General features: G+C 66.9%; 20 protein-coding genes. 8 read left to right on the top strand and 12 right to left on the bottom strand.

The annotated features are described in order from the left end of the window. The first annotated feature begins 1 nt into the window (after position 1). The 3 genes from SD196_RS18490 to SD196_RS18480 all read left to right on the top strand — a co-directional run bounded on the left by SD196_RS18490 (position 2) and on the right by SD196_RS18480 (position 1,958). Complete coding sequence (locus SD196_RS18490) at positions 2-592, top strand: RNA polymerase sigma factor (RefSeq protein WP_275611052.1); 591 nt, start codon at positions 2-4, stop codon at positions 590-592. Further along, complete coding sequence (locus tag SD196_RS18485) at positions 589-1,239, top strand: hypothetical protein (protein WP_416310527.1); 651 nt, start codon at positions 589-591, stop codon at positions 1,237-1,239. Before SD196_RS18490 ends, SD196_RS18485 begins: the two co-directional genes overlap by 4 nt. 131 nt (positions 1,240-1,370) lie before the next feature. Next, positions 1,371-1,958, top strand: coding sequence for a hypothetical protein (locus SD196_RS18480; protein WP_416310526.1), 588 nt, complete (start codon positions 1,371-1,373; stop codon positions 1,956-1,958). A 431-nt stretch (positions 1,959-2,389) separates the two neighbouring features. On the opposite strand, the gene SD196_RS18475 is transcribed toward SD196_RS18480, so the two are convergent. From SD196_RS18475 to SD196_RS18440, 8 genes are all read right to left on the bottom strand, one after another. Next, positions 2,390-4,216 carry a long-chain-acyl-CoA synthetase gene (locus SD196_RS18475; protein ID WP_416310525.1) on the bottom strand — a complete coding sequence of 609 codons (1,827 nt, stop codon included), beginning with the start codon at positions 4,214-4,216 and terminating at the stop codon, positions 2,390-2,392. A gap of 213 nt (positions 4,217-4,429) precedes the next feature. Further along, positions 4,430-5,251 carry an SDR family oxidoreductase gene (locus tag SD196_RS18470; protein WP_370599756.1) on the bottom strand — a complete coding sequence of 274 codons (822 nt, stop codon included), beginning with the start codon at positions 5,249-5,251 and terminating at the stop codon, positions 4,430-4,432. A 225-nt stretch (positions 5,252-5,476) separates the two neighbouring features. Continuing rightward, positions 5,477-7,468: a geranyl-CoA carboxylase subunit apha gene (gene atuF / locus SD196_RS18465; RefSeq protein ID WP_416310524.1), complete on the bottom strand. Its 1,992-nt coding sequence runs from the start codon at positions 7,466-7,468 to the stop codon at positions 5,477-5,479. Between the two features lie 16 nt (positions 7,469-7,484). After that, entirely contained in the window at positions 7,485-8,282 is a 798-nt protein-coding gene (atuE, locus tag SD196_RS18460; RefSeq protein ID WP_275611058.1) for an isohexenylglutaconyl-CoA hydratase, read from the bottom strand. A gap of 111 nt (positions 8,283-8,393) precedes the next feature. Further along, on the bottom strand, positions 8,394-9,554 hold the full coding sequence (atuD, locus tag SD196_RS18455; RefSeq protein ID WP_331319034.1) for a citronellyl-CoA dehydrogenase: 1,161 nt from the start codon (positions 9,552-9,554) through the stop codon (positions 8,394-8,396). Positions 9,555-9,743: 189 nt separating this feature from the next. Next, positions 9,744-11,360 (bottom strand): geranyl-CoA carboxylase subunit beta, encoded by a 1,617-nt coding sequence (gene atuC / locus SD196_RS18450; RefSeq protein WP_275611060.1) that lies wholly within the window; start codon positions 11,358-11,360, stop codon positions 9,744-9,746. Positions 11,361-11,363: 3 nt separating this feature from the next. Continuing rightward, a complete protein-coding gene (locus SD196_RS18445) occupies positions 11,364-12,239 on the bottom strand; it encodes an SDR family oxidoreductase (RefSeq protein WP_416310523.1) in 876 nt (291 codons plus the stop codon). 166 nt (positions 12,240-12,405) lie between these two features. Next, a complete protein-coding gene (locus SD196_RS18440; RefSeq protein ID WP_416310522.1) occupies positions 12,406-14,211 on the bottom strand; it encodes an acyclic terpene utilization AtuA family protein in 1,806 nt (601 codons plus the stop codon). Between the two features lie 224 nt (positions 14,212-14,435). Between SD196_RS18440 and SD196_RS18435 the strand changes: the two genes are divergently transcribed. Then, positions 14,436-15,056 (top strand): TetR/AcrR family transcriptional regulator, encoded by a 621-nt coding sequence (locus SD196_RS18435; protein WP_275611063.1) that lies wholly within the window; start codon positions 14,436-14,438, stop codon positions 15,054-15,056. A 97-nt stretch (positions 15,057-15,153) separates the two neighbouring features. Here SD196_RS18435 and SD196_RS18430 read toward each other — a convergent pair whose 3' ends face one another. The 3 genes from SD196_RS18430 to SD196_RS18420 form a co-directional block, all read right to left on the bottom strand. After that, the gene (locus SD196_RS18430) at positions 15,154-15,918 is read right to left on the bottom strand and encodes a CPBP family intramembrane glutamic endopeptidase (protein ID WP_275611064.1); all 765 of its coding nucleotides are present in this window, start codon (positions 15,916-15,918) and stop codon (positions 15,154-15,156) included. 100 nt (positions 15,919-16,018) lie between these two features. After that, positions 16,019-16,189: a DUF2897 family protein gene (locus SD196_RS18425; RefSeq protein WP_275611065.1), complete on the bottom strand. Its 171-nt coding sequence runs from the start codon at positions 16,187-16,189 to the stop codon at positions 16,019-16,021. 78 nt (positions 16,190-16,267) lie between these two features. Further along, on the bottom strand, positions 16,268-17,191 hold the full coding sequence (locus SD196_RS18420) for a YeeE/YedE thiosulfate transporter family protein (RefSeq protein ID WP_343572859.1): 924 nt from the start codon (positions 17,189-17,191) through the stop codon (positions 16,268-16,270). Between the two features lie 87 nt (positions 17,192-17,278). On the opposite strand from SD196_RS18420, the gene SD196_RS18415 reads away from it, so the two are divergent. Together SD196_RS18415 and pyrF are read left to right on the top strand one after the other, a co-directional pair. Beyond that, on the top strand, positions 17,279-17,449 hold the full coding sequence (locus tag SD196_RS18415) for a hypothetical protein (RefSeq protein ID WP_343572861.1): 171 nt from the start codon (positions 17,279-17,281) through the stop codon (positions 17,447-17,449). A gap of 91 nt (positions 17,450-17,540) precedes the next feature. After that, complete coding sequence (gene pyrF / locus SD196_RS18410) at positions 17,541-18,239, top strand: orotidine-5'-phosphate decarboxylase (RefSeq protein WP_331319020.1); 699 nt, start codon at positions 17,541-17,543, stop codon at positions 18,237-18,239. A 152-nt stretch (positions 18,240-18,391) separates the two neighbouring features. On the opposite strand, the gene SD196_RS18405 is transcribed toward pyrF, so the two are convergent. Next, positions 18,392-18,838, bottom strand: coding sequence for a multidrug/biocide efflux PACE transporter (locus SD196_RS18405; RefSeq protein ID WP_275611069.1), 447 nt, complete (start codon positions 18,836-18,838; stop codon positions 18,392-18,394). 147 nt (positions 18,839-18,985) lie between these two features. On the opposite strand from SD196_RS18405, the gene SD196_RS18400 reads away from it, so the two are divergent. Continuing rightward, positions 18,986-19,846, top strand: a complete 861-nt coding sequence (locus SD196_RS18400; RefSeq protein WP_331319018.1) for a LysR family transcriptional regulator — start codon at positions 18,986-18,988, stop codon at positions 19,844-19,846. A gap of 144 nt (positions 19,847-19,990) precedes the next feature. After that, entirely contained in the window at positions 19,991-20,908 is a 918-nt protein-coding gene (locus SD196_RS18395) for an AAA family ATPase (RefSeq protein WP_275611071.1), read from the top strand. The last annotated feature ends 2 nt before the right edge of the window (positions 20,909-20,910 follow it).

The raw sequence follows: 20,910 nt of genomic DNA, 5'->3' as shown, positions 1-20,910 counted from the left end.
TGTGAACATACCCTTCAGGGACGACAGTGACGCCGCGCTGCTGCGGCGTTATCGACAAGGCAACGCCGAGGCCTTCGCCGAGCTCTATGCTCGCCATCGCCTCGGCCTGTTCCGCTTCCTCTGCGGCCTGTGCGGCGACAGTGCGCAGGCCGAGGAAGTCTTCCAGGAAACCTGGCTGAGCCTGGTCCGCAGTGACAGCCAGCCGGGCGCGGCCAGCTTCAAGACCTGGCTGTACCAGATCGGCCGCAACCGGCTGATCGACCACTGGCGCAAGCAGGGCCGGCACCAGGGGCGCCAGGAGAGCTTCGACGAGCAACTCCACGGCGATGCGCTGCCCGGCGAGAGCGAGGACCCCGAGCGCGAACTGGTCCTGAGCCGCGACCAGCAGCGCCTGCAGGGCGCCCTGGAAGCGCTGCCGGAGGAGCAGCGCGAAGTCTTCCTGCTGCGCGCCCACGGCGACCTGGAACTGAACGAGATTGCCGAGCTGACGCGCACCCCGGCCGAGACGGTGAAGAGCCGGCTGCGTTACGCGTTGCAGAAACTGCGCCGGTTGCTGTCCGACCCGGCGGCGACCGAGGAGGTGAGCCCATGAACCGCGATCCGCGCGAGCAGGAATTGCTCGAGCACTACCGCCGGCACAGCGACGAGCAGCCGTCGGCGCAGCTGGACGCGCGCATCCTGGCCGCCGCCCGGGCTGCCGTGCAGGAGCGCAAGCCTGGCTTCTCCGACCGCCTGCGCCACTGGCTACTGGGTACCGGCAGCCGCCAGCGCTGGGGTGTCGCCGTGGCTGGCCTGGCGACCCTGGGCATCGGCCTGAGCCTGACCCTGCGCACCTATGAGGAAGCGCCGCAGCGCTTCGACGCTCCCGTCGCCCCGGCCCTATTGAGTGCGGCACCACCGGCCCCGGCGCCTGCCATGGCTCCTGCGGCGGCGCCCGTCGCCGAGCCGGCGGAAGCCAAGCGCAAGGCCGAGTCCGTCGCCCGTAGCATCGCCAACCAGCAGTATGCGGCGCCGCCTGCGGCGAAGGCGTCCGGCGCGCTGGCGGAGGAGGCCGCACCCACCGCTCAAATGGCCGATGCCATGGCCTCGGAAGAACCCCAGGCCAGCCTGTTGCGTCTGCGTGTGCTGCAGGAGCAGGGGAGGAAGGATGAGGCTCGCGAGCTGCGCCAGACCCTGCAACGGCAGTTCCCGAAGCTGGATATCGATGCCGCGCTGCGCGCCCTGCCGGCCAAGCCTTGACCGAAGACAGGCCGCCGCAAGGCGGCCTCTGACAGACTCAAGGGGTAACGGCAAAAGCTGGTGATAACTGGCCTCTTGCCATAGCGTTCGACTCGCGCCAGCATTGCGCGTTTTTTTCCGCCTGCCCGATCATGACGTCCAGCCGAATCCTCCTTGCCGCCTGTCTGACACTGCTGCTTGCCGCCTGTGGCGAGGAGCACAAGGACAAGGCCCCGAGTCCGACTCCGCCTGCGCAGCCCGCCGCAGTGACGGCGCCAGCTCCCTCGTCTGCGCCGCAGCCGGCTGCCGAGCAGCCGCGCGAGTCGGAAGCCGCGCCGGCTGCGGCTGAGCCGGTGGCATCAGCCAAGGCGCCGGCCGTCGAGGCGGCAACCAGGCCCGAAGCGAAAACCCCTGCCAAGCGCGAGACCAAGGTGGACTCACGGGCGAGGACGGCGAAAAAGCCGGCGGTCGATCCCGCCGTCAAGCAGCCGTTGCCGCCTGTGAAGCTGGACCTGCGCCTGCCCAGGGATCTGGTGCATCAGTTGCAGCCCGACAAGCCGGTGCCGGAGCTGGAAGACAAGCCGCTGTTACCGCCGATGTTCGAGGAGAAGACGGGGCAGAGTCCGTTCCAGGTCGGCGGACGGCTGATCCAGCGCGAACGCAACGAGCGCGAGACCGACGACGACAGTTGGCACTCGGATATCCGTGGCGCGGAGCTGCAGTTCCAGTTCCGTAACTGATCTGTACTTTCGGCGAGGGCTTCGATGCTTATCGCGGACAGAGTCCGCTCCTACAAGATCAAGGGCCCCTCACCCTAATTCTCTCCCGCAAGCGGGAGAGGGGACTGTTCGGTGCAGGATGAAACCGTAGTGTCAGCCGGCACGGACGGCTCCCTCTCCCAGAGGGAGAGGGCTGGGGTGAGGGGGAAGCGCAGGCAGGGATTAACCCGGTAGAAGACAGTTGCTCCTACGAAAAGCCGTCCGGCACCGGGATAGCCGTGGCGTAGGGCGTATAACGTTCGACGTTATACGCCGTTTGGCCTTGGTTTCCGGGCGCTCCGAACTTGGCCGCGGCGCCGCAATCTTAATGGACTCCGGGCTTGGTCATCGCGCTGGCGATGCGCACGGCATAACGGCGTACAACCGCGAACGGTTGTACGCCCTACGGATGCTCAGAAGCGGTGCTCGCCGCGGCGGATCGCCTCGAACAGGCCACCATCCAGTGCCCGGTAGCCGGTCTCGCCGGGGAGGCGCACGAACAGGGCTTCGTTCACCTGCTGCGGGTCGTAGCCGCTGCGCTTGAGGTCGGTCTTCTTGTACTTGAAGGTCCCGGTGGTCTCGACCTGCTGCAGCAGGCGCAGGAACAGCGGCACGGCGTAGGCCGGCAGCTCGCGGTCCAGGTGTTCGGCCAGTTGCCTGCCGTCCAGGCTGGCGCCATCGCGCAGGCGCAGCGCGGCCATGCCGCAGCGGCCGTTGGTGCCGGGTATCTCCACGCCATAGACCACCGCATCCTCGACAGCCGGGAAGGCGCCCAGGGCGTTCTCCACCTCGGTGGTCGAGACGTTCTCGCCCTTCCAGCGGAAGGTGTCGCCCAAGCGATCGACGAACTGGGTGTGCTTGAAGCCGATGTCGCGCATCAGGTCGCCGGTGTTGAACCAGGCGTCGCCCTTCTTGAACACGTCGCGGAAGATCGCCGCCTCGCTCTTGGACGGGTCGGTGTAACCGTCGAATGGCCACTTGTCGCTGATCTCGCTGATCAGCAGGCCCGCCTCGCCCTTGTCGACCTTTTCCATGAAGCCCTTGGCGCCGCGCACCGGCTGGTCGTTCTCCAGGTCGTAGCGGACGATGGCGTAGGTGGCCGGAGAGAAGCCCACGGTATTGTCGAAGTTGAACACGTTGGTGAAGCCGATGTTGCCTTCGCTGGAGGCGTAGAACTCGGTGATCCGCTCGATGCCGAAGCGCGCCTTGAACTCGTTCCAGATCGACGGGCGCAGGCCGTTGCCGATCATGCAGGTGAGGCTGTTGCCGCGTTCCTCCGGGCATTCCGGCTGGTTGAGCAGGTAGCGGCAGAGTTCGCCTATGTAGCCGAAGCAGGTCGCCTGGTAGGCCTGCACGTCTTTCCAGAAGGCGCTGGCGGAGAACCGGCGGCGCAGGGCGATGGCCGCGCCGCCGGCCAGCGCCGCGCTCCAGCACACGGTCACGGCGTTGTTGTGGTAGCAGGGCAGGGTCAGGTAGAGCACGTCGCTGGTGCTCAGCCCCAGGCCCGAGTGGCCGAAGCCGCCGTAGGCCTTGATCCACTTGCCGTGGCTCATGATCGAGGCTTTCGGCAGGCCCGTGGTGCCTGAGGTGTAGATGTAGAAGCAGGCGTCCTTCAGGCGCACCTGGGCGGTCTGGGCCAGGTTGGTCGAACCCTGTTCCTGGGCCATGCGCATCAGGTTGTGCCAGCCCACCGGCGGCTGGCTGGGTTCGCTCAGGGTGTCGGCATCGGCCACCCAGTAGCAGCGTCCGCCGCTGTTCTCGAGCACCGGGCGGACCTCCTCGAAAGCTTCGCGCAGCTCCTCGCCGACCACGAAGTGGCTGGGCTTGACCAGGTTGAGGCTGTGGCTGAGCACCTGGCCGCGCTGGGTGGTGTTGACCAGCGCGCCGATGGCGCCGAGCTTGGCCAGTGCGGCGAGCACGACCATCAGTTCGGCGCGGTTCTCCAGCATCACCGCCACCACGCTGGCATGGCCCACGCCCTCGGCCTGGAAGGCTCGCGCCAGGCGGTTGGCCCAGCCGTTGAAGAGGGCATAGGACAGGCGCCGGCGTTCGTCGATCAGCGCCGGGCTGTCCGGGTACAGGCGCGCGGCGCGCTCCAGGGCCCAGCCCAGGGAGAGGTTCTTCTCGCGGTTGCGGATACCGGTGTAGTAGAGCCCGCGCAGCATGCGCGGTACGCGGCCGAGGGTGGCGGGCAGGTGGGCCAGGAAGCGGGTCGGGGTGATCAGGTCGGCGTGGGTCATGGCTCTCGCGCTTTGTCGTTGTTCTGCGGGAACTGGCGTCCCATCACTCTAGGAGGTGTTTGCGCATCGAGGCTATGACCCGGACGCGCGGCGCGTCAGGCAGTTCGGCAAATGGGCCAGCGGAGGGCAGCAGCGGCACAGCGCAAGCGCCGCAGGGCGAATAACCGCGTGCGGTTATCCGCCTTCCGTTGGGGCGCGCCGAATGGCGGATCCTCAGTCGAGGAACAGGTCCGGCACCAGGCTGCCGCCGTCTGGATCGAAGCGGTATTGCTCGAAGTCGGTCTGCCCCTGTTCGCGCAGGATGTCCTCGTCGATCAGCAGGCGTCCGCTGATGCTGCGGCCCTGGCTTGCGAGGATGGCGTAGGCGGCGTCGGCCATGATCGCCGGGGTGCGCGCGCGCTTGAAGGCTTCGCGGCTGCCCAGCTCGAACTCGATGGCTGCGGTGGCGATCATGGTCTTCGGCCACAGGGCGTTGACGCTGATGCCGTAGCGCTTGAACTCCTCGTGCATGCCGAGGGTGAGCATGCTCATGCCGTACTTGGTGACGGTGTAGGGCCCGTGCTGGGCGAACCATTTGTTGGCGATGTTCAGCGGCGGCGACAGGCTGAGGATGTGGCCCTGGCTCTGCTTCAGGTAGGGCAGCGCGGCCTGGCTGCAGACCATCACGGCGCGGGTGTTGATCTGGTACATCAGGTCGAAGCGCTTGGGCTCCAGGCGCTCCACACCTACCAGCTTGATGGCGCCAGCGTTGTTCACCACCGCGTCGATGCCACCGAAATGCTCGGCGGCGCGGGCCATGGCTTCGCGCACGGCGTTCTCGTCGCGCACGTCCAGTTGCAGGGCCAGGGCCTTGCCGCCGGCGGCCTCGACTTCCCCGGCGACGCTGAAGATGGTGCCTTCCAGTTTCGGGTGGGGCTCGGCGCTTTTGGCGGCGATGACGATGTTGGCGCCATCGCGCGCGGCGCGCAGGGCGATCTCGCGGCCGATGCCACGGCTGGCGCCAGTGATGAAGAGGGTTTTGCCGTTGAGGGACATGGTTGGGGCTCCGTGTTCTTGTTGTCGTTGTTGGACGGAATCGCGGATGAATCCGCTCCTACGAAATGTGCTTCCTGATGTCTGGTGCGCTTGGGCCTGCCCTCACCCTAACCCTCTCCCGGAGGGAGAGGGGACTGTTCGGAGCAGGACGAAACCGTGCATTCAGCCGGCACAATCGGCTCCCTCTCCCTCTGGGAGAGGGCTGGGGTGAGGGAAACCAAGCTGTCAGGCGGACTCCAGCGCCTCCACCTCCACCAGCAACTGCCGCGACTTCACCTGCTCGCCCTTGCTCACCTGCACACGGCGGATCACGCCGTCGACGCCGGACTTGAGCGGGTGCTCCATCTTCATCGCTTCCAGCACCAGTAGCAGCTGACCTTTGCTGACCCGCGCGCCCTCTGCCACCAGCACATCGACGATGGCGCCATCCATCGGCGCCTTCACCGTGCCCGAGCCGGCACCGCCGGCTGCGCCGGCGGGTTCGTGGGTGACGTCGAGCAACTCCAGGTTGCCGTCCGCGCCATACAGCCACAGTCGTGCACCATCGCGGTGGAAGGGGAGACGGCGGCGGATGCCGTCGGCTTCGATAATGGCATCACCGTTTTCTTCCCCGAGCAGGCGCAGCTCGATCTGAACGTTGCCAATGCGCGCCAGCAACGCCGGCTGGGTGCCATGCTCGCGGACCTCCAGTTCGACGATGAATTTCTCCTCACCCTGCTTGAGTGCGAATCGCCACGGCGCGCTGCCGGCGCTGCGCCAGCCGGAGAGCCCCGGTTGGTGCGCGCGGTCACTGGCCGAAGCCTGGTAGAGCAGGGCGGCGGCGCAGGCCAGTTCCAGCGGCTGCGGCTGGCGCGGTGCGAGGCTCGGGTCGTTGGCGAAGTGCTCGCCGATGAACGCGGTGGTGGCCTTGCCGGCGGCGAACTCCGGGTGCCTGAGCAGGTTGGCGAGGAAGCGCTGGTTGCCGGTCACGCCCAGCAGCACGCAGTCCTCCACGGCGCGCACCAGCTTGCGCCGGGCCTCGTCGCGGGTGGCGCCGTAGGCGATGACCTTGGCCAGCATCGGGTCGTAGAACGGCGTCACCGGCTGGCCTTCGCGCAATCCGTGGTCGATGCGGATGCCGTCCAGCTGCGGTGGTGTCCAGCGCAGGACCTGGCCGGTCTGCGGGAGGAAGCCGTTGCCGGCGTCCTCAGCGTACAGACGTACCTCGATGGCATGACCCTTGAGCTGGATCTGCTCCTGGGTCAGCGGCAGCGGATGGCCCTCGGCGACGCGGATCTGCCAGGCCACCAGGTCCTGGCCGGTGACCAGTTCGGTGACCGGGTGCTCCACCTGCAGGCGGGTGTTCATTTCCAGGAAGTAGAAGGCGCCGCTGGCATCCAGCAGGAACTCCACGGTGCCGGCGCCCAGGTAGTTCACCGAAGCGGCGGCCTTCACGGCGGCGCTGCCCATGGCGGCGCGCAGTTCCTCGGTCAGCACCGGGCAGGGCGCTTCCTCGATGACTTTCTGGTGGCGGCGCTGCACCGAGCAGTCGCGCTCGCCGAGGTAGACGATATTGCCGTGGCTGTCGCCGAACACCTGGATTTCCACGTGGCGCGGCTGCACCACGGCTTTCTCCAGGATCAGCTCGCCACTGCCGAAGGCGTTCTGCGCTTCCGAGCGGGCGGTGCGCAACTGCTCGGCGAGGTCTTCGCCGCGGGTCACCAGGCGCATGCCGCGCCCGCCGCCGCCGGCGCTGGCCTTGATCATCAGCGGGTAGCCGATGCGCTGCGCCTCGCGGGTGAGGGTGGCGTCGTCCTGCTCCGCGCCTTCGTAGCCGGGGATGCAGGGCACGCCGGCTTCGAGCATGGCGATCTTCGACAGGCGTTTGCTGCCCATCAGGTGGATGGCTTCCACGCCGGGGCCGATGAAGACGATGCCGGCCGTGTTGCAGGCGCGGGCGAAGTCGGCGTTCTCCGAGAGGAATCCGTAGCCGGGGTGGATTGCGTCGGCGCCGGTGCGTTTCGCGGCGTCAAGGATGGCCTCGGGCTTCAGGTAGGACTGGCCCACCGGCGCCGGGCCGATGCACACGGCCTCGTCGGCCAATTGCACATGGCGGGCATTGGCATCGGCCTCGCTGTACACGGCCACGGTGCGGTAGCCCAGGTCGTGGGCGGTGCGGATCACCCGGCAGGCGATTTCGCCGCGGTTGGCGATGAGGATCTTGTCGAAGCTGGGCATGGAGATTTCCTCGGGGCTACTGCGCCCAGTTCGGTTTGCGTTTCTGCACGAAGGCCATGGTGCCTTCGGCGCCTTCCGCTCCGGTTACCGCTTCGGCGAACTGGCGGGCGGCATCGTCCAGCAGCGGGCCGAGGGCTTCGGTCTCAGTGGCCAGCAGCAGCGCCTTGGTGGCGGCATTGGCGCCGGGAGCGCAGCGGCGAACCTGGTCGAGCGTCTGGGCCAGTTGCTCACCGAGGCTTTCGGCGCTGTCCGCGCAGGCATGCACCAGCCCCAGGCGCAGCGCCTCGCGGCCGTCGAAGCGAGCGGCGGTAAGCGCCAGGCGGCGCGCCTGGGTCAGGCCGATGCGCTTCACCACGAAGGGCGCGATCTGCGCCGGCAGGATGCCGAGGCTGGTTTCCGGCAGGCCGAACTGCGCGTCGGCCGCCGTGATGGCGATGTCCGAGACGCAGGCCAGGCCGAAGCCGCCGCCCAGCACCGCGCCTTCCAGCACGGCGACTACTACCTGCGGCTGCGCCTGGGCTTCTTCCAGCAGGCCGCCGAAGGCGCGGTTCAGCGCGGCGTAAGCCTCGGGACCGGCGGCGCGGGCACCGGCCATGTCCTTGATGTCGCCGCCGGCACAGAAGTGCCCGCCGGCGCCGCGCAGGACGATGGCGCGCACGGCACGGTCGTCGCGCACGGCGGCGAGCACCGCGCGCAGTTCGCCGACCATCGCCAGGCTCATGGCGTTGCGGCTGTCCGGACGATTGAGGGTGACATGCAGCACGCCGCCTTCAGGTTCCAGCAGCAGGGTTTCGCAGTTCGGCAATTCGTTCATGCCGGGTTCCTCATGGAGTCGGATGTTCCCTGTAGGAGCGAGCTTGCTCGCGAACCCGCCCCGCTGCAGAGCTGTTCGCGAGCAAGCTCGCTCCTACAAGGGCAAAAGCCCTTAGCCCTTCTTCTTGCCCGGCAGGGTGCCCATCAGCTTGCAGATGATGCCCAGCATGATTTCGTCCGCGCCGCCGCCGATGGAAACCAGGCGGGTGTCGCGGTAGGCCCGCGAGATCGGGTTCTCCCACATGAAGCCCTGGCCGCCCCAGTACTGCAGGCAGGCGTCGGTGACTTCGCGGGCCAGGCGGCCGACTTTGAGCTTGGCCATGGAGGCCAGGCGAGTGACGTCCCTGCCCGCCACGTACAGCTCGGTGGCCTGGTAGGTGAGGGCGCGCAGGCTCTCGATCTCGGTCATCAGCTCGGCCATGCGGAAGTGGATGACCTGGTTATCGATCAGCGCCTGGCCGAAGGTCTTGCGCTCCTTGCAGTAGTCGATGGTGGTGTCGACGCAGTACTCCAGGCCCTTGATCCCGCTGGCAGCGGCGAACAGGCGCTCCTCCTGGAACTGCAGCATCTGCATCATGAAGCCCGAGCCCTCGACGCCGATGCGGTTGCGCTGCGGCACGCGCACGTCGTCGAAGAACACCTGGGCGGTTTCCGAGCTGCGCATGCCGAGCTTGTCCAGGTGCGGGCTGACGCTGATGCCCTTGCTGTTCATCGGCACCATGATCAGCGACTTGTTGAGGTGCGGCTTGCCATCGGAGGTATTGGCCAGCAGGCAGATGAAGTCGGCGGAGGGCGAGTTGGTGATCCACATCTTGCTGCCGTTGATGATGTAGTCGTCACCGTCCTTGCGTGCGCTGGTCTTCAGCCCCGCGACGTCGGAACCGGCACCCACTTCGGAGACGCCGATGCAGCCGACCATTTCGCCAGCGATGGCCGGACGCAGGAACTCCTCGCGCAGCTCGTCGGAGCCAAAGCGTGCCAGGGCCGGGGTGCACATGTCGGTCTGCACGCCGATGGACATGGGGATGCCGCCGCAATGGATGGTGCCGAACTCCTCGGCAGCCACCACCGAGTAGCTGTAGTCCAGGCCCATGCCGCCGAATTTTTCCGGCTTGGAGATGCCCAGCAGGCCCAGCGCCCCGGCCTTCCTGAAGACTTCGTGGATCGGGAAGCGGCCAGCCTTCTCCCACTCGTCGACGTAGGGATTGATCTCCTTCTCGACGAAGTTGCGGACGGTGCGGCGGAGTTCTTCGTGTTCCTGGGTGAAGATCATTGTTGTTGGTCTCCTGAGCCTTGTCTGGTTCACCGCCGCTGGCCCTCTCCCCAACCCTCTCCCTGAAGGGAGAGGGGGCTATCCGGAGTGGCCGGGCGGTCCGTTTCATGCCGGGTCGCTTTGGCTCCCTCTACCGCTTGCGGGAGAGGGCGGGGGGAGAGGGCGTTGGCCCGTACTCCCGAACTCCCGTCAGAACCTCGCTACCCCAAAACTATTCCCCTTGAGCGGCCGTACGGCCGCCTCCGCGCAGATATCCAGCAGGTAGCCAAGCAGCGCGCGGGTGTCGCGCGGGTCGATCAGCCCGTCGTCCCACAGGCTCGCGGTGCCGTAGAGCGCGGTGGACTGGGCGTCGAGCTTCTGCGCGGTCATCTGTTCGAGCATGTCGAGCATCTTCGGGTCGGCTTCCTTGCCCTCCTTGGCGTGCTTTTCCTCGGTGACGATGCGCAATACCTTGCCGGCCTGGGCGCCGCCCATCACGGCGGTGCGGCTGTTGGGCCAGGCGAAGATGAAGCGCGGGTCCAGGCCGCGGCCGCACATGGCGTAGTTGCCGGCACCGTAGGAACCGCCCACGACCAGGGTGAGCTTGGGCACGGTGGCGTTGGCCACGGCCTGGATCATCTTCGAGCCGTGCTTGATCACGCCCAGGCGCTCGGACTCGGTGCCGACCATGAAGCCGGTGGTGTTGTGCAGGAACAGGATCGGCGTGTTGCTCTGCTCGCACAGCTGGATGAACTGCGCCGCCTTGGCCGCGCCCTGCGGGGTGATCGGGCCGTTGTTGCCGATCAGGCCGCAGGCGTGGCCTTCGATGTGCAGGTGGCCGCAGACGGTCTGGCTGTCGAACTCGTTCTTGAAGTCGAGGAAGCGCGAACCGTCGGCGATGCGCGCGATGATCTCGCGCACGTCGTAGGGCTTCTTCGCGTCCGCCGGCACCACGCCAAGCAGTTCTTCGGCCGGGTACAGCGGTGCGTCCCATGCCTTCTTCGGGCGCACCGGCAGCTGCGCATTCCACGGCAACGCGGCGAGGATTTCGCGGGCCAGGCGCACGCCGTCGGCGTCATTCTCGGCCAGGTATTCGGCGGTGCCGGCGACCTGGGCGTGCAGCTCGGCGCCACCCAGTTCCTCATCGGTGGCGATCTCGCCGGTAGCAGCCTTGAGCAGCGGCGGGCCGGCGAGGAACATCTTGGCCTTGCCGCGCACCACCACCACGTAGTCCGACAGCCCCGGCTGGTACGCGCCGCCCGCGGTGGACGAGCCGTGCACCACGGTGATCTGCGGAATGCCCGCTGCCGACATGCGCGCCTGGTTGGCGAAGCCGCGCGCGCCCTCGACGAAGATGTCCGCCGCGTAGTTCAGGTTGGCGCCGCCGCTTTCGGTCAGCGCCACCACCGGCAGCTTGTTCTCCAAGGCGATCTGCTGCAGGCGCAGGGTCTTCTTCAGCCCGGTAGGGGAGATGGTGCCGCCCTTGATCGCGCTGTTGCTGGCGGTCACCAGGCAGCGCACCCCGGCGATGTAGCCGATGCCGGAGATGATGCCGCCGCCGGCCTGGGTGCCGTCTTTGTCGTCGTGCAGCTTGTAGCCGGCCAGCGAGGAGAGTTCGAGGAACGGCGCGCCGGCATCCAGCAGCAAGTTCAGGCGCTCGCGCGGCAGCAGTTGGCCGCGCTTGTCGAACTTGGGCTTGGCCTCGGCGGCCTTGTCCAGCACCTTCTGTTCGACCTCGCGGAAGCTCGCCACGGCGGCCAGCATGGCCTCGCGGTTGCGGGCGAAGTCTTCGCCCTGGGCGTCGATTTCCGACTGGATCACCGGCATGGCTTACTCCTGATCCTTCAAGACATCGGGTAGATAGGCGCGGTGGAAACCGTTGTAGGAGCGACTTTGTCCCGGCTTCGCCTTGGACAGCGGGAAGGCGCGGCTGCCCTGGCTGGCGGCGCCGTCGATGCGAATGGTGTTGCCGCTGATGAAGGCCGCGCCGGGGGAGAGCAGAAAGACGATGGCGGCGGCGACTTCCGACTCGGTGCCGATGCGCTTGAGTGGCACGTGCTCGCGCAGGGTTGGAATCACTGCCTTGAACGCGCCTTCGTAGGTGTCCATGCCGCTGGAAGCGACCCAGCCCGGTGCCACGGCGTTGACCCGCACCCCGGCGTGGCCCCACTCGATGGCGGCAGTCTTGGTGAAGTTTTCCATGCCGGCGCGGGCGGCGCCGGAATGTCCCATGCCGGGCATGCCGCCCCACATATCGGCGAGCATGTTGACGATGCTGCCGCCGGTCTTGCTCAGGCTCTGGTTGAACACTTCGCGGGCCATCAGGAAGCCACCCACCAGGTTGGTGCGCACCACGGCCTCGAAACCCTTCAGGTTGATCGACGCCAGCGGCGCGGGGTACTGGCCGCCGGCGTTGTTGACCAGGTGATGGATCGGTCCGCGCTCGGCGATGACCTGCGCCACCAGCGCCTTCACCGCTTCCTCGTCGCGGATGTCGCAGCTATGCCAGCTGGCGCTGCCGCCGTCCTCGATGATTTCGCCGGCGGTCTTCTCCAGCTTTTCCGCCTTGCGTCCGACCAGCACCACGTGGGCGCCGAGGGCTGCCAGCTCATGGGCGGTGCAACGACCGATACCGCTGCCGCCGCCGGTGACGATGATGGTCTGGCCAGCGAAAAGGCCGGGTTTGAAGATCGAGTCGTAGCTCATTGTTGTTTTCGTCCTGCTCAATCGTTCTTTGTGCGTTTTGAGGAATTCCTGTGCCAGCGATTTCCCCTCACCCCAGCCCTCTCCCCTAGGAGAGGGGGCCGTCCGTGCCGGCTAACGCCATGGTTTCATCCTGCACCAGACAGTCCCCTCTCCCTCTGGGAGAGGGTTAGGGTGAGGGTGGAGCGCTCAGTTCATCGGCGATGTGCTGCGGCACCGCCACCGGGAATTCCAGCAACTGCTGGGCGAAGGCCTTGCCCTGCGGGTCGATGCGCAGGCTGGCGACACCGCCGCCGCCCAGGGCGTTTTCCAGCAGGAAGTTGAGGCTGTGAGTACCCGGCAGGTGCCAGCGGCTGACGCGGCCAGTCTGTTCGTCCAGCATGTGCTGCATCCACTCGGCCACCGCGCCTTCGCTCAGCGCCTCGGCGATCCACGGCAGGTATTCGGGCTTGCGCGCCATGACGCCGATGTTGCTGTGGTTGCCCTTGTCGCCGGAGCGCGCCACGGCCAGTTTCACCAGCGGTACGCTGGCCTGGGCGGGGCCTTTCGCTGCGGCAACCGGCAAGTCGTCGCCCAGCGTCGCCGGGTCGAAACCATCGATCTGCGGCAGGGACACCGGCTGGCGCTGGCCGTCGATCTCCACGGCCAGTTCGCAGGCGTCCTTGTCGATCAGGAAGGAGAACAGGCGGATCACCGGGTACACGGTCGGGCGTCCGCCGACGATGCCGGTCAGCCCCGGCGCCATGCCGGTGGCGGCCTGGGCGATCTCGCGGGAGAACAGTGCCAGCGCCTCCTTGCGGCTGTGGCGCACGGCGAGCTTCACCACGATTTCGCGGCTGTCGCCCCGGCGCCCGTGGGGGCCGTAGGTGGCTTCGCTGCCGAGCAGTTCGACACTCACCTCGCGGTACGGGCCCCAGCCGCGTTCCATGAGGATTTCCTCGGTCTTGGCGATGATCGCCTGGCTGACCCGTTCGGCCTTCTTCACCGCGTCGATGCCGGCGATCAGGCAACTGGCGGTGCAGCGGAAGCCGTCCGGGTAGGTGGCGCTGACCTTGTATTGCCCGGTCGGCGGCAGGCCGCGCGCGCCGCTGACGGCCACGCTGTTGTCGCCGACCTGGGCGAGCTGGACCTGGGTGAAGTCGCAGACCACGTCGGGCAGCAGGTAGGCGCGCGGGTCGCCGATCTCGTAGAGCATCTGCTCACCCACCGACAGCGGCGTTACCAGCCCGCCGGTGTTCTGCGGCTTGGTCACCACGAAGTCGCCGTCGGCCTGTACCTCGACGATGGGGAAACCGATGTGCTCGTAGTCCGGCACACTTTCCCAGTCGGTGAAGTTGCCACCGGTGCATTGCGCGCCGCATTCGATGATGTGCCCGGCCAGTGCGGCCTGGGCCAGCTTGTCGTAGTCGTTCCAGGCCCAGCCGAATTCATGGACGAGGGCGGCGCTGACCACCGCGCTATCCACCACGCGGCCGGTGATGACGATATCGGCGCCGGCCTTCAGCGCTGCGACGATGCCGGGCGCGCCGAGGTAGGCGTTGACCGACACGCACATCGGCGGCAGCGGGGCGTCACTGAACATCTCGCGGATGCCGGCCTTGGCCAGTTCGCCCAGGCGCGGTTGCAGGTTGTCGCCGTGTACGACGGCGATCTTCAGCGCCACGCCGGCCTTCTCGCAGGCAGCGGCCAGGGCGCTGGCGCAGGCTTGCGGGTTCACCCCGCCGGCGTTGCTGATCACGCGGATCTTTTTCGCCGCGATGTCGCCGAGCAGCGGTGTCATCACTTCGACGAAGTCGGTGGCGTAGCCTGCCTCGGGATTCTTCAGGCGCGCGCCGGCCATGATCGACAGGGTGATCTCGGCCAGGTAGTCGAAGACCAGGTAATCCATCTGGGCACCGCGCACCAGCTGGGCGGCGGCGGTCGAGGTGTCGCCCCAGAAGGCGGAGGCGCAGCCGATACGTACGGTTCTAGTCATTGTTTTGCCCGTGACGTTGGGTGATGGAACGACATTACCAAGCAAGCGCTTGGTTGAAAAGAGTCGATTCGACGTCTCTTGTCGCCAGCAGCCCAACCATTGGATGGCCAAGCGCTTGCTTGGTAGGCTTTCGCGGGCTTACATTTCGTCAAACAACACAAGCACTTGCGTGGCGTTCCCGTGAATCGCCGCGAACAGATGAGCCGGATGGGGAGACAGACAGCGTGGATGACCGCAAAGCCCGCGAAGTGATGCTGGAGCTGGTCGGGACCGGGCAGATCACCGACCCGGAGAGCGCCCGCGGCAAGCTGCTGCAGACCGCCGCGCACCTGTTCCGCAGCAAGGGCTACGAGCGCACCACGGTGCGCGACCTGGCCAGTGCCGTGGGTATCCAGTCCGGCAGCATCTTCCATCATTTCAAGAGCAAGGATGAGATCCTGCGTTCGGTGATGGAGGAAACCATCCTCTACAACACCGCCCTGATGCGTGCCGCCCTGGCCGACGCCACCACCCTGCGTGAGCGGCTGCTGGCGCTGATCCGCTGCGAATTGCAGTCGATCACTGGTGGTACGGGGGAGGCGATGGCGGTGCTGGTCTACGAATGGCGTTCGCTGTCGGAAGAAGGCCAAGCCTACATCCTCAGCTTGCGCGACATCTACGAGCAGATGTGGCTGGAAGTGCTGGAAGAAGCGCGTGTGGCGGGCTACAGCCAGGGTGATCCGTTCATCCTGCGGCGCTTCCTGACCGGCGCGCTGTCCTGGTCCATCACCTGGTTCCGTCCCGACGGTAGCCTGACGTTGGATGAGCTGGCCGAGCAGGCGCTGTTGCTGGTGATGCGCGAATAGGCTCCTGGTGTGGGAGCGAGCTTGCTCGCGAACCAACTCCGCTGCGGGGCTGGTTCGCGAGCGAGCTCGCTCCTACGAACAGCGGTCCGGTGCGGGCTCAGAGAATCCGCAACGGATAGCTGAACAGCAGCAGGTGCAGGCTGTTCACCGCCGCATGCAGCAGCACCGCCACCAGCAGGCGGCCGCTGAAGTGGAAGGCCAGGCCGTAACCCAGCCCCGCGATGCCCGCGACCACCGCGAACAACGGGTTGATCGGCCAGTGCACCAGGCCGAAGAGAATGCTCGCGGCTGCCACGCCGAAGAGTGCGCCGAAGCGCCGCACCAGTTCGCTTTGCAGCAGGCCACGGAAGAAGGCCTCCTCGGTGAGCGAGATCACGCAGACGTTGACCAGCATCCACAGCCAGAAGCCCGGCGGCCATTTCGGATTCCACACCACCAGCCCGCCGGCCACGGCTACCAGCGGCACGGCGAATAGGGTGGTGACGATGGCGATGGCGGCGAAGTCCGGCGAGGGCTTTTGCTCCGGATCCGACGTGCGGCGCAGCCACCAGGCGAGCAGGGTGATGCCCACCAGGGCCTTGTCCCAGGACAGGCGCAGGGCATAGACAGGGGCATCGGGACTGAGCTGGCGCACCGGCCAGAGCGTCCATGAGGTCGTGCCGGGCAACAGGTGCGCGGCCAGCGCGACGCTGATCACCAGGCATGGCAGCCACCAGAGCAGGCGAGGCATGAAACGCTCGCCGTAGAGTGTCCAGGCGACGTAGATGGCGCCGATCAGCAACCCTACCGGCTGGACATAGCCCAGTGCGAATCCGCAGAGCAACAACACGGCGGGTGCCAGCGGCAGGAGCTTCCTGAGCATTCTTTCCTCCATCCAGGAGGCGCAGTCTAGGCAATTTCCACTACTGCTGGCCATCGTTGACGTCAATTTTTGGCTGATCGGTCAGCCACTTGCAGAACATTCAACGTTTGTCTTCGGCGTCCTTGGCGTCCATTTCGGCGTTGCGTTCATGGATACGGCGCAGTTGCTCCTCAGTGAGCGGAAGCTTCTTCGCCGTATCGCGCAGCATCAGCAACGCCCCGACAATCGAGCCCAGGGCAAGGGCGATGATCAACCAGGCATACCAGGGCATGATCCCGTCTCCGACAGTGTTTGTAGCCTCTAACGATACGCTGGCGGGGCGGTTCGCGCAGGTCTTTGTGGCTGGGGCTTATTTCATCCACTGCGTCAGCCGGAGCGTGAACAGGATGCTCAGGCACATGCAGACGAAGGCCAGCCAGGCGTTCGGCCACAGCAGCGGCATGCCGAACAGGATCAGGCTGTCGTTGCCGCCAGGCACCAGACTCGCGCCGGTGCCCATCAGGGCGCCACCGGTCAGGCAGCGGGCAAGATCCGTGGCGCGGGGCCAGCGATGCTGCCAGCTTCCGCCAAGCCAGCCGCCGAGCAGGGCGCCGGCGAACAGCGCGGGGAGCAGCAGGCCGCGGACGCCCAGGTGCATGAAGCGTCCGCTGGCCAGCTCGCCGAGCACATCGGTGTAGCTCCAGGCGCCGACCACGCAGAACAGCCCGAGGAAGCACAATGCGATGACCAGGGTTGCCAGATGCGCGGAGCGTGGCGCGACGCCCGTGCGCCATGCGCCGCGAACTATCCAGCCGCCGCGCAGCGCCAGGGGCAACAGCACCAGCGCTGGCAGGGCGGGCGGCAGGTTCTGCAGCCAGGTGGGCAGGGCCATGGGCATTTCCGCCGCCGTCGCACCCCAATAGCGGGCGAGCACGCAGCCGCCGAGGAACCCCAGCGGCGTGCCGAACCAAGCCCACTGGCCGGAGCCGAGCCGGGCGACGGTGCCGAACACGCACCCGCCGTTGACCAGTGCGCCCACGCCCAGCAGCACGCCACCGGTGACGGCTCCCCAGTGCAGGTCGAACCCCATGGGGACGTTCGGCAGAAGACCGAGCGCGCGCAAGGCGATCAGCCCGGCCATGACCCACAGCGTGGCTTCCAGCAGTGCGGCGAAGCGGGTCCAGCGTCGATGCAGCAAGGCTTCCTCGATGGCAGCGACCAGGCAGGTGCCGCCGCGCTGGATGGCGAAGCCCATGAGCAATGCCAGCGCCAGGCTGGCGAGCAGGATCGGCATCACATTGACTCCCATCGAGGTCGCCCATCCAGGCAGTAGACGCAGCCCAGGGTCCATTGTTACGCCGCAATGAAGCCCCGATGAAAATTGGGTTGGCCGAGACGGCTGTCACAGGGGGCAGTCTGCCGCCATTACGACCTGCTGACCTGGGCCGATTCGCACAAGGTGCTGCAGTACCTGCGCGAAGAGTGCGAGTGGGAGAAGGTCGGCGGCCTGCTGAGCATGCTCGGCCGCCTGCGCGAACGCCTGAGCGCCTGAGACCCGGAGCAATCCTGCCGGGCGGGCTACGGAAGTCGGCGCGTTTCTGCGACAATACGCGCCGATTTTTTCGCAACCTCCGAGAGAGCCCATGTCCGCCTGCCAGTCTCCGATCATCGTCGCCCTGGATTTCCCCACCCGCGAAGCCGCACTGGCGCTGGCTGACCAGCTCGACCCGAAGCTGTGCCGGGTGAAGGTGGGCAAGGAGCTGTTCACCAGCTGCGCCGCCGGTATCGTCGAGACCCTCAACAGCCGCGGCTTCGAAGTCTTCCTCGACCTGAAATTCCACGACATCCCCAACACCACCGCGATGGCCGTGCGCGCGGCGGCCGAAATGGGCGTGTGGATGGTCAACGTGCATTGCTCCGGCGGCCTGCGCATGATGAGTGCCTGCCGTGAAACCCTCGAAGCCTTCAATGGCCCCAAGCCGCTGCTGATCGGCGTGACCGTGCTGACCAGCATGGAGCGCGAGGACCTGGCCGGCATCGGTCTGGACGTCGAGCCCCAGGAGCAGGTGCTGCGCCTGGCCGCCCTGGCGCAGAAGGCCGGCATGGACGGCCTGGTCTGCTCGGCCCAGGAAGCTCCGGCGCTGAAAGCCGCGCATCCGTCGCTGCAACTGGTCACCCCTGGCATCCGTCCGGCCGGCAGCGCCCAGGACGACCAGCGCCGCATCCTCACCCCGCGCCAGGCGCTGGACAACGGCTCCGACTACCTGGTGATCGGCCGCCCGATCAGCCAGGCCGCCGACCCGTCCAAGGCGCTGCAAGACATCGTCGCCAGCCTGGCCTGAGTGCCTTCTCCGTAAAGTCGCCAGACACGAAAAAGCCCGCTTGATGCGGGCTTCTTTCTTTTCTGTAGGAGCGAGCTTGCTCGCGAACGGATTTCCCGGCGGCTGATGTGTTGGGCGGTTCGCGAGCAAGCTCGCTCCTACAACAACGGCAGTCAGCCGTTGGCCTGTGCCACTTCCGTCCGGCCTACCCAGCGCTCGCGCACCACGTCATAGGTCCAGTTGAAGACGATGGCGTAGGGCAGGAAGAACAGGATCAGGCCGATATCCAGGATGAAGGCCTCCAGCAGGCTCACCGACAGCCACCAGGCGGCCAGCGGCACCAGCAGGAAGATCAGCCCCAGTTCGAACAGCGAGGCGTGCAGCACGCGCACCGGCAGGGTGCGGGTGAAGCCCATGCGCTGCTGGGCGCGGTCGAAGCCGGCGTTGAACAGCATGTTCCACAGGGTGGCGATGGCCGAGAACATCAGGGTCATGGCGCCCATGTGGCCCAGGGGGCGATCCATCAGCCAGGCCAGGACCGGCGCGCAGATGGCGACCGCCAGCAGTTCGAAAAGCACGGCATGGAACAGCCGCTCTTTAAGGGTTTTGTTCGGGCTCATGGGATTCTCCAGTAAACGATTCTCTCGTCTCTCAATAAGGGGAGGCCGAGAGGGCCGACTCCGTCGGTCCGGCGCTATTATCATCGGTCGACCGGCTGGATATAAGTTGGATAACATCGGTTAAACCGATGGAAGAGGGCGCCACCGATGCAATATTCCCCCGAATCCCTGCAAGCCTTCGCCGAGGCCGCCTGCCTTGGTTCCTTCAGCGCCGCCGCGCGCAAGCTGGGCAAGAGCCAGTCCACCGTCAGCGAAGCCATCGCTCGCCTGGAGATCGACCTGGGCCTCACGCTGTTCGACCGCAGTTCCCGCCAGCCGCAGCTGACCGAGGCTGGCCACGTGCTGCTCGGTCGGGTGGAAGAGGTGTTGATGGCCAACGACCGTCTCGGCCAGCTCGCCCAGCAGCTCGCCGGCGGCCTGGAATCGCGGGTGACGCTGGCCATGTCCGATACCTACCCCTCGGCGCAGTTCGAGGCGCGGTTGGCGGAGATCGACGCACGCTACCCGGACCTGGAATTCGAATGGTTGATCGCCGAACACAGCGACGTGCTCGACCTGGTCGTCCAGGGCCGCGCCAGCCTGGGGTTGCTGGCCGCGCAGCGGGAATATCCGCCGGACATCGGCTCGGCAACCCTGAACGAACAAGCGGAATTCGGACTGTTCGTCAGCCGCGACCATCCGCTAGCCAGCCGCGAACGGGTAGAGCGGGAGGATTTGCTGGCGTACCGGGCGCTGCGCCTGAACACCTACCTGGATGACGCCGCGCCGCTGCTCGGCGGGCGCTGCTGGAGCGCGCCGAACTACCTGCTGTTGCTGGATATGGCCGTACTGGGCTTTGGCTGGATCGAATTGCCCAGCTGGATGGTGGGACGTTTCGCCGGCGGGCGCATGCACGAGCTGAAAGTCGCCGGCTGGCCGCGCCGGGTGGCGGTGGACGTGATCTGGTCGCGGCAGCGCCCGACGGGGCCGGCGGCCAGTTGGCTGGTGGAGCGGCTGCTGGGACGCTAGGGTCAGTGGAAGCATGCGCTGCTTCAGAGGTGGACGGCTTCACAGGCGGACTGCTTCACAGGAATGCGGACGAGATGTGTCCGGGCCTATGACGACTGGCGTGGTGCCAGTAGGATCGGAGTTTTCCTAGAGCGAGAGGTCAGGATGCGCGCCAAGCTGGAGAATTGCCTGAAGGCAGTGGATGACGTTCTGCTCGGCAAGGAGATTCAGGTCCGGCTGGCGCTGACCTGTCTGTTGGCCCGTGGCCACCTGCTCATCGAAGACCTGCCCGGCATGGGCAAGACCACCTTGAGCCATGCCCTGGCGCGGGTGCTGGGGCTGAGTTTCCAGCGTATCCAGTTCACCTCCGACCTGTTGCCCGGCGATGTGCTGGGCACCTCGGTGTTCAACCGGGACACCGGGCAGTTCGTCTTTCATCCGGGGCCGATCTTCGCCGAACTGGTGCTGGCCGACGAGATCAACCGTGCTACGCCCAAGAGCCAGAGTGCGCTGCTCGAAGCGATGGAGGAGGGCCAGGTGACCATCGAGGGCGCGACCCGTCCGCTGCCCGAGCCGTTCTTCGTCATTGCCACGCAGAACCCGGTGACCCAGGGCGGCACCTTCGCACTGCCGGAATCCCAGTTGGACCGCTTCCTCATGCGCCTGTCGCTGGGCTACCCCGGCCGCGCGGCGGAGAAGGCGTTGCTGCTGGGCGAAGCGCGTCGTGACCTGCTGCCGCGCCTGGAACCCATGCTCGACCCGAAGGAGCTGCTGGCGTTGCAGGGCGAGGTGCTGGAGGTGCGCGCCAGCGATGCGCTGGTGGATTACGTGCTGCGCCTGGTCGAGGCCACCCGCAGCCAGCCGGCGTTCGCCCTCGGCCTGTCGCCGCGCGGCAGCCTCGGGCTGCTCGCCGCCGCGCGCGCCTGGGCGCTGCTCGCCGGCCGCGATTATGCGATTCCCGAGGATGTGCAGGCGGTGCTGCCATCGGTGGCCGGTCACCGGTTGCGCGATCAGGCCGACCCCACTGGCCACGGTGGCGGCGCGCTGGTGCAGTGGTTGCTGCGCGAAGTTCCGGCGCTCTGAGG

Origin of the sequence: Pseudomonas macauensis, from assembly GCF_047902425.1 — a bacterium.
In the GTDB taxonomy this organism is placed as follows: Bacteria; Pseudomonadota; Gammaproteobacteria; order Pseudomonadales; family Pseudomonadaceae; genus Pseudomonas.
The sequence above is the reverse complement of the archived record's forward strand: the minus strand, read 5'-3'. Positions and strand labels throughout refer to the sequence as shown.